Raw genomic sequence first — 13,894 nt, forward strand, 5'->3', positions numbered from 1 at the left:
GTCAGCCCTTCATCATGTTGACGTCTTCGACGGCGATCGAGCCGCGGTTGCGGTAGAAGACGACGAGAATTGCAAGTCCGATGGCGGCTTCGGCCGCCGCAACGGTCAGGATGAACAGCGCGAACACCTGGCCGGTGATGTCGTTCAGGAAGGCCGAGAACGCCACCATGTTGATGTTGACGGCCAGCAGGATGAGCTCCACCGACATGAGGATGATGATGACGTTCTTCCTGTTGAGGAAGATGCCGAAGACGCCGAGCGTGAACAGAATGGCGCTGACGGTCAGATAGTGGGAAATTCCGATTTCCATAAGTGTAGTCCCTCGACCTCGCGTCCCGATTAGATGCCCTGCCCCGGCTTGACCGTAACCACCTCGACGGCGGTTTCGGGGGTGCGGGCAACCTGCTGCGGAATGCTCTGACGCTTGATGTTCTGACGGTGACGCAGGGTCAGCACGATGGCGCCGATCATGGCGACGAGCAGCACGAGCCCCGCGATCTGGAAGAAGTAGACGTAATGGGTATAGAGGACATCGCCGAGCGCGGCGGTGTTGGTGCGGTCGCTCGGCGCCGGTATCGGCATTGCGATGCCCTTGGCGATTTCAGGTGAGAAAGCGGAGCCGCCGACAACGACGATCAGTTCGGCGGCAAGGATCAGCCCGATCAGCGCGCCGATCGGCGCATATTCGAGCACGCCGGCGCGAAGCTCGGCAAAGTCGATATCGAGCATCATGACCACGAAGAGGAAGAGAACCGCCACGGCCCCGACATACACCACCAGCAGGATCATCGCCAGGAACTCGGCACCGGTCAGCAGGAAGAGCCCGGCCGCATTGAAGAAGGTCAGGATCAGGAACAGAACCGAATAGACCGGATTCCTGGCCGCGATGACCATGAATGCCGACGCCACGGCGATGAAGGCAAAAAGATAGAAAAAAGAGCCTGCAGACCCATGATCGGTGCCTTTTTCGTCTTGCTGGCGTGAAGGCACGCAGGCCCGCACTCCATGAGGCAAAGCCGGACCACCTGTCCGGCCGATGCCCAAACCCGTTTTGCATGCACCGTCTTCGATCAAGCGGCGCGATGCTGCGTTGCGCGAATGGCCTCAGCGGTAGGGCGAGTCCATCGCAATGTTGCGCGCGATTTCCCGCTCCCACCGGTCACCGTTGGCGAGCAGCTTCTCCTTGTCGTAGTAGAGCTCTTCGCGCGTCTCGGTGGAGAACTCGAAGTTCGGCCCCTCGACGATCGCATCGACAGGGCAGGCTTCCTGGCAGAAGCCGCAATAGATGCACTTCACCATGTCGATGTCGTAACGCACCGTGCGGCGCGTGCCGTCGTTGCGCCGCGGCCCGGCCTCGATGGTGATGGCCTGCGCAGGACAGATCGCCTCGCACAGCTTGCAGGCGATGCACCGCTCTTCGCCGTTGGGATAACGGCGCAGCGCGTGCTCGCCGCGGAAGCGCGGGCTGATGGGCCCCTTCTCGAAGGGATAGTTCAAGGTCGCCTTCGGACGGAAGAAATAGCGCATCGACAGAAGGAATGCGCCGACGAATTCCTTGAGGAACAGCGAGCTGACGGCGTTCGAAAGACCGGCCATCATTAACCTCCAAACTTGCCGGTTGCGGAGAAACCGGCGGTATGCAGCGAAGCGTGAGCGGCCATCATGCCCAGCCCGTCAGCTTCAGAACGAATGCGACGATGACGACCATCGCCAGCGAAAGCGGCAGGAAGACCTTCCAGCCGAGGCGCATCAGCTGGTCGTAGCGATAGCGCGGGACGAAGGCTTTCACCATGGCGAACATGAAGAACACCAGCGACGCCTTCAGCACGAACCAGATGATGCCCGGGACCCAGTTCAGGAGCCAGATGTCGACCGGAGGCAGCCAGCCGCCGAGGAACAGAATCGTCGTCAGCGCGCACATCAGGCAGATCGCCGCGTACTCGCCGAGCATGAACATCATGTACGGGGTCGAGCCGTATTCGACCATGAAGCCGGCGACGAGTTCCGATTCGGCTTCCGGAAGGTCGAAGGGCGGACGGTTCGTCTCGGCGAGCGCCGAGATGAAGAAGATGATGAACATCGGGAAGAGCGACAGCCAGTGCCAGTCGAGGAACGAGGCAGGCAGGCCAAGCATGGTGCCGACGCCGTCGTTCTGCGCGTTTACGATGTCCGTCAGGTTGAGCGAGCCGACGCAGAGCAGCACGGTGACGATGACGAAGCCGATCGAGACCTCGTAGGACACCATCTGCGCCGCGGAGCGCAATGCGCCGAGGAAGGGATATTTCGAGTTCGACGCCCAACCGCCCATGATGATGCCATAAACCTCGAGAGAAGATATGGCGAAGACGAAGAGGATGCCGACATTGATGTTCGCGATCACCCAGTTCGCATTGAGCGGAATGACCGCCCAGGCGGCGAGCGCCAGCGTCACGGAAACGAGCGGGGCGAGCAGAAAGATCGTCTTGTTGGCGCCGGCCGGAATGACCGGCTCCTTGAAGACGAATTTCAAAAGGTCGGCGAAGGACTGGAACAGCCCCCATGGGCCGACGACGTTAGGGCCGCGGCGAAGCTGCACGGCCGCCCAGATCTTGCGGTCGGCGAGCAGGATATAGGCGATGAAAAGCAGCAGCGCGACCAGAAGCAGGAGCGACTGGCCGATCATGATGGCCGTGGGCCAGACATAGGTCGAAAAGAAAGCGTCCATGATGCTCTATTCCCTCGCGCTCATTCCGCGGCAGCTTTGAAATTGTTGCGCGCCAAGGCCGAGCATTCGGCCATGACGGCGGATGCGCGCGCTATCGGGCTCGTCAAATAGAAGTCTTTGACCGGAGACGCAAACACGGATTTCGCCATCGCACCGGCTTTTTGTGCAAGTGCGGCAATTTCGTCGCTGCGGCCTGCGGCGATCTCGTCGACTGCGGCGAAATGCGGATAGGCCGCATAGAGCTTCGCACGCAATTCGCCGAGCGAGTCGAAAGGCAGCTTCCTGCCGAGCACGTCGGAAAGCGCGCGGATGATCGCCCAGTCCTCGCGCGCTTCACCCGGTGCGAAAGCGGCGCGGTTGCCCATCTGGACGCGCCCTTCGGTATTGACCCAGGTGCCGGACTTTTCCGTGTAGGTCGCGCCGGGAAGAATGACATCCGCCGCATGCGCGCCGTTGTCGCCATGCGAGCCGATGTAAACGGTGAAGCCGGCCTTCTTGGCCGAAAGATCGATTTCGTCGGCCCCCAGCAGGAAAAGGACATCCATGGCGTCGACCATTTCGCCCGCCGACTTGCCGCCCTGACCAGGCACGAAGCCGAGATCGAGACCGCCGACGCGGGCGGCCGCGCTGTGAAGCACGGCAAAACCGTTCCACTCGGCATTCACCGCACCAACGGCAACGGCGAGCTTCGCCGCATTGGCGAGAACGGCCGCACCGCCCTCCCCTGCCAAGGCGCCCTGGCCGACGATGATCAGCGGACGCGCGGCCTTTTCCAGCGTTGCGAAGAACGTCCCCTTGCCGGAAACGAGTTCGGCGAGCGTGTCGGTACCCGCACCCAGATATTCGTATTCGTAACGCAGCTCACCCGCCTCGCCGATCACACCGATCGGGAAGTTGGCCATGCGGTAGCGCTTGCGGATGCGGGCATTGAGGACCGACGCCTCGAAGCGCGGATTCGAGCCGATGATGAGCAGTGCATCGGCGCTTTCGATGCCCTGGATCGTCGGGTTGAAGATGTAGCTCGAACGGCCGAACGACGGATCGAGCGCTGCGCCGTCCTGCCGGCAGTCGAGGTTCGCCGAGCCGAGCGAGGAGACGAGCTCCTTCAGCGCGTACATTTCCTCGACCGAAGCGAGATCGCCGGCGATCGCGCCGATCCTGTCGCCCGACGTGCCGGCAACGGCGGTCTTGATCGCCTGGAAGGCTTCGCCCCAGCTTGCCGGCTGCAGGCGTCCATCCTTCTTGACATAGGGGCGGTCCAGGCGCTGCGTCTTCAGCCCGTCCCAGATGAAGCGCGTCTTGTCGGAGATCCACTCTTCGTTGATCTCCTCGTTGACGCGCGGCATGATCCGCATGACTTCGCGACCGCGCGTATCGACGCGGATGGCAGAGCCGACCGCGTCCATGACATCGATCGATTCGGTCTTGCCGAGCTCCCACGGGCGCGCGGTGAAGGAGAAGGGCTTGGAGGTCAGCGCGCCGACCGGGCACAGGTCGACGACGTTGCCCTGCAGTTCCGAGGTCATCGCCTGTTCGAGATAAGTGGTGATCTCGGCATCCTCGCCGCGGCCGATCAGGCCGAGTTCGGCGATGCCGGCGACTTCCGTCGTGAACCGGACGCAGCGCGTGCAGTGAATGCAGCGGTTCATCACCGTCTTGACGAGCGGACCGATATACTTGTCCTCGACCGCGCGCTTGTTTTCCTGATAGCGCGAGCTGTCGATGCCGAAGGCCATCGCCTGGTCCTGCAGGTCGCACTCGCCGCCCTGGTCGCAGATCGGGCAGTCGAGCGGGTGATTGATGAGCAGGAACTCCATGACGCCTTCGCGCGCCTTCTTGACCATCGGCGTGGTCGTGAAGACTTCCGGCACCTCGCCGTTCGGACCGGGACGAAGGTCGCGCACGCCCATGGCGCAGGAGGCCGCCGGCTTGGGGGGCCGCCCTTGACCTCGATCAGACACATGCGGCAGTTGCCGGCAACCGAAAGCCGCTCATGGAAACAGAAGCGCGGAACCTCGGCGCCGGCCTCCTCGCATGCCTGAAGCAGCGTGAAATGATCCGGGACCTCGATCTCTTTTCCGTCGACTTTCAGCTTTGCCATCTTCGTACTCAATCCTGTCTTCAGTCCGTCTGCTCTTCTACAGCGCCGCGCGTCTTGATCTGGCGCGCAAGGGCCGCTGCAGCACTTTGGTTTGCTGCATGTTTCCTTTAATCGGCTACGATTAAAGGAAACATGCAGTAGGCAACGGACAATTCCTTCACGGTCTCGCCGCTTGCCGTGACCACCGCACGGTCGTCACGTTATTTCTCTCGCGCTCCCGTGAGCGCCTTTGCCTGCCCGATCCAATCGTCGCGGACGACGCGGCCGGCAAGGCCGAGTTCGCTATCCAGTCGCTCCACGTCGGCCTTGCTCAGGGCGGCGATGTCGGCGAAGCGGAATATGCCCCTGCCGTTCAGCACCTGCTCGAGCTTGGGGCCTATGCCGGAGATTTGCTTCAGATCGTCGTTTGCGAGGCCTGCCGCCGGTGCCGCAGCCCGCTTGACGGGTCTGCGCGGTTTACGCGTCGCGACCGCGGAGACCGGAGCTTTCCGCAACGCTGCCTTTTGCGGCCTTGCGACCGGAGCAGGCTTGGAGATCTCCGCCTGATCGGGCGCGGCGACGCTCTTCCTAAGCGTGCTGGCCGCCCCCTGCATCGCGCCGAACATCATGCCGGCGATGTGACTGGACAGACCGAAGCCAAGAGCCGTCGCTGCCGCGACGGCCGCCGCCGGATGCGCCATCAACGGATGCAATCCGACGCTCGGCAAGCCGGCGTTCGACAGGTTCTTCATCCATTCGCCCATGCCGAACGGATCGGCCGGGTCGGCGCCCTGAGGCCATGCGAATGAACCGGCCGCGCTCGCGGCTGTCCTCCCCTGTCCGTCCTTGCGTGCTCCAGCCATGGTTTCTTACTCCGCCGCCTCCAACACGGCGCCATGCGAGGTCGCATTGCGCGTGTATTCGTCGATCCGCTTCTCCATTTCCGGACGGAAATGCTTGATAAGGCCCTGGATCGGCCATGCCGCCGCATCGCCGAGCGCGCAGATCGTGTGGCCCTCGACCTGCTTCGTCACGTCGAAGAGCATGTCGATCTCGCGCTTCTGGGCGCGGCCCTGCACCATGCGCTCCATGACGCGCATCATCCAGCCCGTGCCTTCGCGGCAGGGCGTGCACTGGCCGCAGCTCTCGTGCTTGTAGAAGGCCGACAGCCGCCAGATCGCCTTGATGATGTCGGTCGACTTGTCCATGACGATGACGGCAGCCGTGCCCAGGCCCGAGCCCAGCTCGCGCAGGCCGTCATAATCCATGATCGCGTCCTTCATCTGCGCGCCGGGCACGCAGGGAACCGACGAGCCGCCGGGGATGACCGCCAGCAGGTTGTCCCAGCCGCCGCGAATGCCGCCGCAGTGCTTCTCGATCAGCTCGTGGAACGGGATCGACATCGCGTCCTCGACCGTGCACGGGCGATTGACGTGGCCGGAAACCGAATAGAGCTTGGTGCCGTGGTTGTTGGGGCGGCCGAAGCTCGTATACCAGCCGGCGCCGCGGCGCAGGATGGTCGGCGTCACCGCGATCGACTCGACATTGTTGACCGTCGTCGGGCAGCCATAAAGGCCCATATTCGCCGGGAAAGGCGGCTTCAGGCGCGGCTGGCCCTTCTTGCCTTCGAGGCTTTCGAGCAGCGCCGTCTCTTCGCCGCAGATATAGGCGCCGGCACCGTGATGCACGTAAATGTCGATGTCGTAGCCGAGCTTGTTGTTCCGGCCGAGCAGGCCGTATTCGTAGCATTCGTCGATCGCCGCCTGCAGCGCTTCGCGCTCGCGGATGAACTCGCCGCGGACGTAGATATAGGCGGCATGCGCACCCATGGCGAAGCTCGCAATCACGCAGCCTTCGATCAGCGTGTGCGGATCGTGGCGCATGATGTCGCGGTCCTTGCAGGTACCGGGCTCGGACTCGTCGGCATTGACGACGAGGTAATGCGGGCGCCCGTCGCTTTCCTTCGGCATGAAGGACCATTTGAGACCGGTCGGGAAGCCGGCGCCGCCGCGGCCGCGCAGGCCGGAGGCCTTCACCTCGTTGATGATCCAGTCGCGGCCCTTTTCGAGGAACTGCTTCGTGCCGTCCCAATGGCCGCGCGCCATCGCGCCCCTCAGCGACTTGTCCTTGAGGCCGTAGATGTTGGTAAAGATGCGATCTTCATCTCTAAGCATGGGGTATCACCTCTTCACCGCGGCTTCTTCGCGGGCTTCGACTTATCGACCGTTTCACCTTCGATCTTGACGTTCTTCGCCGCCGCCTTCCTGGCGGTGGCCGGCGTCTTCAAGGTCGGATTGGTAACGTCCGTCGCGGTCGAAGGCTTTGCCGCATTCGACGGAGGCACGCTCACCGCCTGTTCGTCCTTCGACTTGCGGACCGATTTCTTCTTCTCTTCGACCGGCTCGGGCCCCTGCAGCGTCGTCAGGCCGCCGATCGGCGCGGAATAGATGCGGTCGATCTGCGGGCCCGGCACGACTTCCGCCCCCTTGCCGGCCTCGAAGCGGTCGATGATCTCCTCGAGCCGCTCCGGCGTCAGATCCTCGAACGTGTCCTTGAAGATCATGACCATCGGCGCGTTGACGCAGGCGCCCTGACATTCGACCTCTTCCCAGGAAAGCGTGCCGCCCTCGTTGAGGGTGAACGGTTCGCTGGCGATCTTCTTCTTGCAGATCCTGATCAGGTCTTCGGCGCCGCGCAGCATGCAGGGCGTGGTGCCGCAGACCTGGACATGGGCACGCGTTCCGACCGGCTGCAGCTGGAATTGCGTATAGAAGGTGGCGACTTCGAGAACACGGATATAGGCCATGCCGAGCATGTCGGCGACCGACTCGATCGCCGCCCTCGTCACCCAGCCATCCTGCTCCTGAGCACGCATCAGCAGGGGGATGACCGCCGACTGCTCGCGGCCCTCGGGATATTTCTTGATCGTTGCCTCGGCCCAGGCAGCGTTTTCCTTGCTGAACGCGAAGGCCGCTGGCTGGACTGTGTCTTCGGCTAGTCGACGAACGGACATTCTAGTGGACACCTTATCAGTTAATCGAACCGCACCGCGATTTCGTCAGCGAGACAAATTCGCAGGCATAGGCTGACTGGTCTTTCTGCAAAAACACGATGTAGCGCGCGCCGTTGTTGACGGCTGCCTTGATCTCGTAACCCCTCGACAGGAGTGCCGGCATGGTGCCGCCCCTGAGCGCCGCGGATGACTCGCTGCCGACGTCCTCCTGGGCCGAAGCCCCGGAGGCGAGCGCAAGAAGTCCGACGGCGACGAGCGGCACCAGACGCATCAGCGATCCACCTCGCCGAAAACGATATCGAGGGAGCCCAGCACGGCCGAAACGTCGGCAAGCTGGTGTCCGCGACAGAGGAAGTCCATCGCCTGAAGATGCGCGTAACCCGGAGCGCGGATCTTGCAGCGATACGGCTTGTTGGTGCCGTCGGAGACCAGATAGACGCCGAACTCGCCCTTGGGCGCCTCGACCGCGGCGTAGACCTCCCCGGCCGGCACGTGATAGCCCTCGGTATAGAGCTTGAAGTGATGGATCAGCGCCTCCATCGACCGCTTCATCTCGCCGCGCTTCGGCGGCACGATCTTGCCGTCGAGCGAGGAGACCGGACCGATCTTGGCATCGCCGAGCAGACGGTCGACGCACTGGCGCATGATACGCGCCGACTGGCGCATCTCGATCATGCGGATGAGATAGCGGTCGAAGCAGTCGCCGTTCTTGCCGATCGGAATGTCGAACTCCAGGTCGGAATAGCATTCATAGGGCTGCGAACGGCGCAGATCCCAGGCCGCCCCCGAGCCGCGCACCATCACGCCCGAGAAACCCCAGGCCCAGGCGTCCTCGAGGCTGACGACGCCGATATCGACGTTGCGCTGCTTGAAGATGCGGTTGCCGGTCAGAAGCTCGTCGATATCGTCGACAGTCTTCAGGAACGGGTCGATCCAGTTGCCGATATCTTCGACCAGCTGGTGCGGCAGGTCCTGATGCACGCCGCCCGGACGGAAATAGGCCGCGTGCATGCGCGCGCCGCAGGCCCGCTCGTAAAAGACCATCAGCTTCTCGCGCTCCTCGAAGCCCCAGAGCGGCGGCGTAAGCGCGCCGACGTCCATGGCTTGAGTCGTCACGTTGAGGAGATGCGACAGGATCCGGCCGATCTCCGAATAGAGAACGCGGATCAGCTGGCCGCGGACCGGCACCTGCGTGCCGGTCAATCTTTCGACCGCAAGCGCGAAGGCGTGCTCCTGGTTCATCGGCGCGACATAGTCGAGCCGGTCGAAATAGGGTATCGCCTGCAGATATGTCTTGGCCTCGATCAGCTTTTCCGTGCCGCGATGCAGGAGGCCGATATGCGGATCGACGCGCTCGACGATCTCGCCGTCAAGCTCCAGCACCAGACGCAGAACGCCGTGCGCCGCCGGATGCTGCGGGCCGAAGTTGATGTTGAAGTTGCGGACGTTATGTTCGGTCATACCGATTGCTCCAGGCCGGATGGCGTCCTTCGCGGATCGCCGCGGGCCGACTTAATTCAGCGTGGTCTCGCCTTTTCGTCGCCGGGCAGCACGTATTCCGTGCCTTCCCAGGGCGAAAGAAAGTCGAAATTGCGGAATTCCTGCTTCAGCTCGACGGGTTCGTAGACGACGCGCTTGGCCTCGTTGTCGTAACGCACCTCGACGAAACCGGTCAGCGGGAAGTCCTTGCGCAGCGGATAGCCTTCGAAGCCGTAGTCCGTCAGGATGCGCCTCAGATCCGGGTGACCGGTGAAGAGGATGCCGTACATGTCGTAGGCTTCGCGCTCGAACCAGTCGGCGCCGGGATAGACCGACGTCGCCGAGGGGACAGGCTCGTTCTCGCCGGTCGCAACCTTCACGCGGACGCGCTGGTTCTGGCGCGGCGAGAGAAGATGATAGACGACATCGAAGCGGTCCGGGCGCTGCGGATAATCGACCCCGCAGACATCGATGAAGCTGACGAAACCACACTGGACGTCGTCGCGCAGGAAAGTCAGGAGCGCGACGAGGTTCTCGGCTTTCGCCGTCAGCGTCAGTTCGCCGTATTTGACCTCCGCATCGGCGATCAGCGCGCCACGCGCCTCGCGAAGATAGGAGGCAAGCTCGTTCAGGGCTTCACTCATCTTAAGTTCCCCTGCCCTTAGCGCTCGATCGTGCCGGTCCGGCGGATCTTCTTCTGCAGCAGAAGCACGCCGTAAAGCAGCGCTTCTGCCGTGGGAGGACAGCCTGGCACATAGATGTCGACGGGCACGACGCGGTCGCAGCCGCGCACAACCGAATAGGAATAGTGATAGTAGCCGCCGCCATTGGCGCAGGATCCCATCGAGATCACGTAACGCGGCTCGGGCATCTGGTCATAGACCTTGCGCAAGGCCGGCGCCATCTTGTTGGTCAGCGTGCCGGCGACGATCATGACGTCGGACTGGCGAGGCGAGGCGCGCGGCGCAAAGCCGAAGCGTTCGGCATCGTAACGCGGCATCGACATCTGCATCATTTCGACCGCGCAGCAGGCGAGACCGAAAGTCATCCACATCAGCGAACCGGTGCGGGCCCAGTTGATCAGCTCGTCGGTCGAGGTGACGAGAAAGCCCTTGTCGGCGAGCTCGTTGTTGATCTCGCCGAAGAACGCGTCATTGCTGCCGATCGGCTTGCCGGTCGCGGGATCGAGGATACCCTTGGGCTGCGGCGCAACGAGCGTGGTGCCGGATGCTAATTCCATTCCAGCGCTCCCTTCTTCCATTCATAGATAAAGCCGACCGTCAGGACCAGAAGGAAGACCATCATCGACCAGAAGCCGAACCAGCCCAACTCCTTGAACGAAACCGCCCAGGGGAAGAGGAAGGCGACCTCGAGATCGAAGATGATGAAAAGGATCGACACGAGATAGAAGCGGACGTCGAACTTCATGCGGGCATCGTCGAACGCATTGAAGCCGCACTCGTAAGCCGACAGTTTTTCCGAATCAGGCGCCTTGAAGGCGACGGCGAAAGGAGCGACCAGAAGTGCGAGGCCGATCACCAGCGCGATCCCAATGAAAATCGCGATCGGTACGTAGGAACCGAGAAGTTCTGTCATTTTATCCGTCCCTGCCTGCGGAGGGCGCCATGAAAGCGCTTCAACGAAGAATGCCGCAGGCCGAAAAGCATGTTGCAACGCCAGAGTGGTTAGCGCAGCCGGCGCCCGGGCGCAAGCCTCGAAGGGGCATTTAAACCGGTTCGCAGCGCATAGCGGGGATGCGCCCACCGCAGGATGCGCGGCAAGGCGCGCAATCGCGGGAAGCCGGGCCTCCCGGCGCCAGGAATTCCGCGGCGAGACACTTTGCCGCAATGCAAAAAAGGAAGCACAATTAGGGGGAGACGGCCACTTGAGAAGAGAATGGCGCGAGTGACGGGGCTCGAACCCGCGACCTCCGGCGTGACAGGCCGGCACTCTAACCGACTGAGCTACACCCGCGCATTATGGCCATCGCTGGCCATTATCTCATCATCGGCACTTTTTGAGAATGCCGCATTCTTTCAAGAGTGGCGCGAGTGACGGGGCTCGAACCCGCGACCTCCGGCGTGACAGGCCGGCACTCTAACCGACTGAGCTACACCCGCATCTCTTGACCTTCCAGACGCGCTCGCGCGCCCCTGCCCGAAGCGGCCTTGCCGTTCGATGAGCGGCTAACTAAGCGGTTCGCTTTGGGGTGTCAAGCGCGATTGAAAACAAATCGGTGACGGAACGTTTTTTGGTCCACAGCATAGCTTCAGGCAAGGATTTTGCCGTCTGTGAAAGCGCGCACCGAGGGTGAGCACACCCTCACCCCTCGGGGCTCGCCCTTCCTTTATATGCAGGCGCAGCGGAGCGACCAACAATGCGCCGCCTGCCTCGCCAGCCGCCTCCCTTCGCCGACCAATTTGTCCACAGACTTCCTGGCGGGCGCCCCGGTCCGCGATAAAAAATTCGAAAAAATCGCTCGAACGCTCTTGCGGTTTTCGCCGGTTACGCATAGATCACGCCCACCGACGCGGCGGACACTCGTCCGGCAACGCGATAGGGCGATTAGCTCAGTTGGTAGAGCGCCTCGTTTACACCGAGGATGTCGGGAGTTCGAGTCTCTCATCGCCCACCATTCTATCCATTTGAAATCGTTGGAAGCCCTTGCGTTACAAGGCTTTTCGCCCATATTGACGTCACAAATCACGTCACAAAATGGATTTCGAATGGCTGGCAATCTCCGGCACTGGAAAGAGCGCAATGGCCGATACTCGGCGCGGATTGTCGTTCCGCCCCATCTTCGGCCCTATCTCAACGGCAAGACGGAACTCGAAATCCAGCTTGGCGGCGACCGGCGCACGGCCCTTCGCCATCACGCCGCAGCGGTCGCGTCGATACAGCGGCAGATTGGCATAGCGCGCGAGAAGCATGAGGCGGCGACCGGCCAGAAGGCGAAACAGCTCTCCTTCCCGCTCACAGCGCAGCAGATCGCGCTTCGCGACTACCAGAACCAAATTGACTTCGATGCGGAGCTTCGGGCGCACGATTCGCGTTATGCCCGGATCGAGCCCGATCCTGACGAGGCACGGCGTTTCCGCGACGGCTTCGCAGGTAAGCTTTCCGATGACGAGCTACAGGAGCTTGTAGGCGCTCGCCTTGAACGTGCCCGGATTGCGGGGAACACCAATGCGATCAAAGGAACGCCCGAATGGCGGGCGCTGGCTCAGGCGCTTTGTGTTGCATCCTACGAGGCCATGCGCCGCGAGGACGAGCGCAACGAAGGCGACTTTAGCGGCCAGCCCTCACACCCGATCTTAGCAAACGCCCCGCCCCTACCCGAAGACGCACCGGCCCCGGTCACCTTTGACAATATAATAGATGACGAGGTTAAACGCCGGGCGCGTGGCAAGAATGCCAAGCCTCTGCCCGCCCGCACCGAAAAGAAGTATCGCGATCATTGCGCCGCGTTCGCGAAGTGGCGCAAGAGCAAGAATACCCTCACCGTTACCGCCGCAGAGGGGAAAGGCTGGATCGAGTCATTGCAAGACGCGGGCGAACTCAGCAACCGCACCGTGAAGGCGATGCTTCAGAACGTGCGCACCGTGATGAATTGGGGAAGGCAGAGTGACCCGGCGAATTTCTTCCCGGCTGGCAACCCGCTCAAAGGCATTAAAGCCCCTGACTACACAACCCTGCCGTCCTACCTTCGCGCCTTCACGATGGACGAGGCAAAGCTAGTGCTTGCCGCTGCCCGGAAGGAGGAAAAGCCAATGTTCCGGTGGATACCGTGGCTATGCGCCTATTCGGGGATGCGAGTGAGCGAGGCCGGAAGTCTCCGCAAGGAAGACTTCTTCCAAGTTGGCGACCGATGGTTCTGGAAAGTGACGACCGTTGGCAACCGCTCTTTGAAGACAGCCAGCAGTGAACGCCGCATTCCGGTCCATAAGACGCTTGCCGATGAAGGCTTGCTTGATTTTGTGAAAGCAGCGAAGCCAGGACGATTGTTCAAGGGCGATACCAAGGACGCGGTTCTTATCCAGCCCCGTATCAGCACATGGGTTCGTGGCCTGATACCGTTTGATAAGCGTCCGGAACTTTCCCCTAATCACGGCTGGCGTCACCTATTCGAAGACCTCTGCACCCGCGACCACGTGCCGGAAGACGCTCGCAACTACATGACAGGCCGAACGGGCGGCGGCTCGCAAGAGCTATATGGACGAAGCGAAGTCATGCTTCCCGGCTTGGCCGCTGCAATGGATCGAATTGAAGCTATCCCGATCTGATCAACGATAGGGTTGTGATTCGGGGAATGCACAGGTCGAGGATAGTTCAGTGCGGCATCCCCGTATTCCACAGCGGCAAAGCGTGCTGGGGTAAAAGTGCCTGTTAATACTATATTTAGTGTTTGCTCTCACGGAGCGATTCAGCGCTAATGTCTCTGCTGAACACGATGGGAGACAGTGACCGGCGCGGCAACGCCTTAAAGTCACTGTCTCGCACCTTGTGCCTGTTCGGCTGGAGGCCTGCGAACCAAAGCGGGGCCACATGAGAACTGCCATCGGGTTCTCATGACTCAAACCTACTCCAAAAGCCGACATTTCCAAACCCTCCGCTTCTA

General features: G+C 61.9%; 12 protein-coding genes, 3 tRNA genes and 2 pseudogenes. 2 read left to right on the forward strand and 15 right to left on the reverse strand.

Translation table 11 applies throughout. The annotated features are described in order from the left end of the window. Position 1: 1 nt before the first annotated feature. The 15 genes and pseudogenes from nuoK to N0Q91_RS11495 form a co-directional block, all read right to left on the reverse strand. Entirely contained in the window at positions 2-310 is a 309-nt protein-coding gene (nuoK, locus tag N0Q91_RS11425) for an NADH-quinone oxidoreductase subunit NuoK (RefSeq protein ID WP_003531854.1), read from the reverse strand. A 29-nt stretch (positions 311-339) separates the two neighbouring features. Further along, positions 340-953: pseudogene (locus N0Q91_RS11430) on the reverse strand (NADH-quinone oxidoreductase subunit J). A gap of 151 nt (positions 954-1,104) precedes the next feature. After that, positions 1,105-1,596 (reverse strand): NADH-quinone oxidoreductase subunit NuoI, encoded by a 492-nt coding sequence (nuoI, locus tag N0Q91_RS11435; RefSeq protein ID WP_100672197.1) that lies wholly within the window; start codon positions 1,594-1,596, stop codon positions 1,105-1,107. Positions 1,597-1,660: 64 nt separating this feature from the next. Further along, on the reverse strand, positions 1,661-2,704 hold the full coding sequence (gene nuoH, locus N0Q91_RS11440) for an NADH-quinone oxidoreductase subunit NuoH (protein ID WP_018094850.1): 1,044 nt from the start codon (positions 2,702-2,704) through the stop codon (positions 1,661-1,663). A gap of 20 nt (positions 2,705-2,724) precedes the next feature. Beyond that, positions 2,725-4,805: pseudogene (gene nuoG, locus N0Q91_RS11445) on the reverse strand (NADH-quinone oxidoreductase subunit NuoG). A 200-nt stretch (positions 4,806-5,005) separates the two neighbouring features. Then, positions 5,006-5,647 (reverse strand): helix-hairpin-helix domain-containing protein, encoded by a 642-nt coding sequence (locus N0Q91_RS11450; protein WP_275596432.1) that lies wholly within the window; start codon positions 5,645-5,647, stop codon positions 5,006-5,008. A 6-nt stretch (positions 5,648-5,653) separates the two neighbouring features. Then, on the reverse strand, positions 5,654-6,958 hold the full coding sequence (nuoF, locus tag N0Q91_RS11455) for an NADH-quinone oxidoreductase subunit NuoF (RefSeq protein ID WP_018094847.1): 1,305 nt from the start codon (positions 6,956-6,958) through the stop codon (positions 5,654-5,656). A 14-nt stretch (positions 6,959-6,972) separates the two neighbouring features. Then, positions 6,973-7,797, reverse strand: a complete 825-nt coding sequence (gene nuoE / locus N0Q91_RS11460; RefSeq protein WP_100672194.1) for an NADH-quinone oxidoreductase subunit NuoE — start codon at positions 7,795-7,797, stop codon at positions 6,973-6,975. A 16-nt stretch (positions 7,798-7,813) separates the two neighbouring features. Then, positions 7,814-8,068 carry a hypothetical protein gene (locus N0Q91_RS11465; protein ID WP_018094845.1) on the reverse strand — a complete coding sequence of 85 codons (255 nt, stop codon included), beginning with the start codon at positions 8,066-8,068 and terminating at the stop codon, positions 7,814-7,816. Next, positions 8,068-9,258 (reverse strand): NADH-quinone oxidoreductase subunit D, encoded by a 1,191-nt coding sequence (locus N0Q91_RS11470; RefSeq protein WP_018094844.1) that lies wholly within the window; start codon positions 9,256-9,258, stop codon positions 8,068-8,070. The genes N0Q91_RS11465 and N0Q91_RS11470 overlap by 1 nt, the downstream gene beginning before the upstream one ends. A gap of 56 nt (positions 9,259-9,314) precedes the next feature. Continuing rightward, positions 9,315-9,920 (reverse strand): NADH-quinone oxidoreductase subunit C, encoded by a 606-nt coding sequence (locus N0Q91_RS11475; protein ID WP_018094843.1) that lies wholly within the window; start codon positions 9,918-9,920, stop codon positions 9,315-9,317. A gap of 17 nt (positions 9,921-9,937) precedes the next feature. Next, a complete protein-coding gene (locus N0Q91_RS11480) occupies positions 9,938-10,516 on the reverse strand; it encodes a NuoB/complex I 20 kDa subunit family protein (protein ID WP_003531828.1) in 579 nt (192 codons plus the stop codon). Continuing rightward, positions 10,507-10,872, reverse strand: a complete 366-nt coding sequence (locus N0Q91_RS11485; RefSeq protein WP_018094842.1) for an NADH-quinone oxidoreductase subunit A — start codon at positions 10,870-10,872, stop codon at positions 10,507-10,509. The genes N0Q91_RS11480 and N0Q91_RS11485 overlap by 10 nt, the downstream gene beginning before the upstream one ends. 301 nt (positions 10,873-11,173) lie before the next feature. Beyond that, positions 11,174-11,250 (reverse strand) — tRNA-Asp (locus N0Q91_RS11490). Between the two features lie 69 nt (positions 11,251-11,319). Continuing rightward, positions 11,320-11,396, reverse strand: a tRNA-Asp gene (locus N0Q91_RS11495). A gap of 439 nt (positions 11,397-11,835) precedes the next feature. Here N0Q91_RS11495 and N0Q91_RS11500 point away from each other — a divergent pair. Beyond that, positions 11,836-11,911 (forward strand) — tRNA-Val (locus N0Q91_RS11500). A 91-nt stretch (positions 11,912-12,002) separates the two neighbouring features. After that, positions 12,003-13,559, forward strand: coding sequence for a site-specific integrase (locus tag N0Q91_RS11505; RefSeq protein WP_275596433.1), 1,557 nt, complete (start codon positions 12,003-12,005; stop codon positions 13,557-13,559). Positions 13,560-13,894 lie beyond the last annotated feature (335 nt).

This window comes from Sinorhizobium prairiense, from assembly GCF_029201645.2.
GTDB classification, from domain to species: Bacteria; Pseudomonadota; Alphaproteobacteria; order Rhizobiales; family Rhizobiaceae; genus Sinorhizobium; species Sinorhizobium meliloti_A.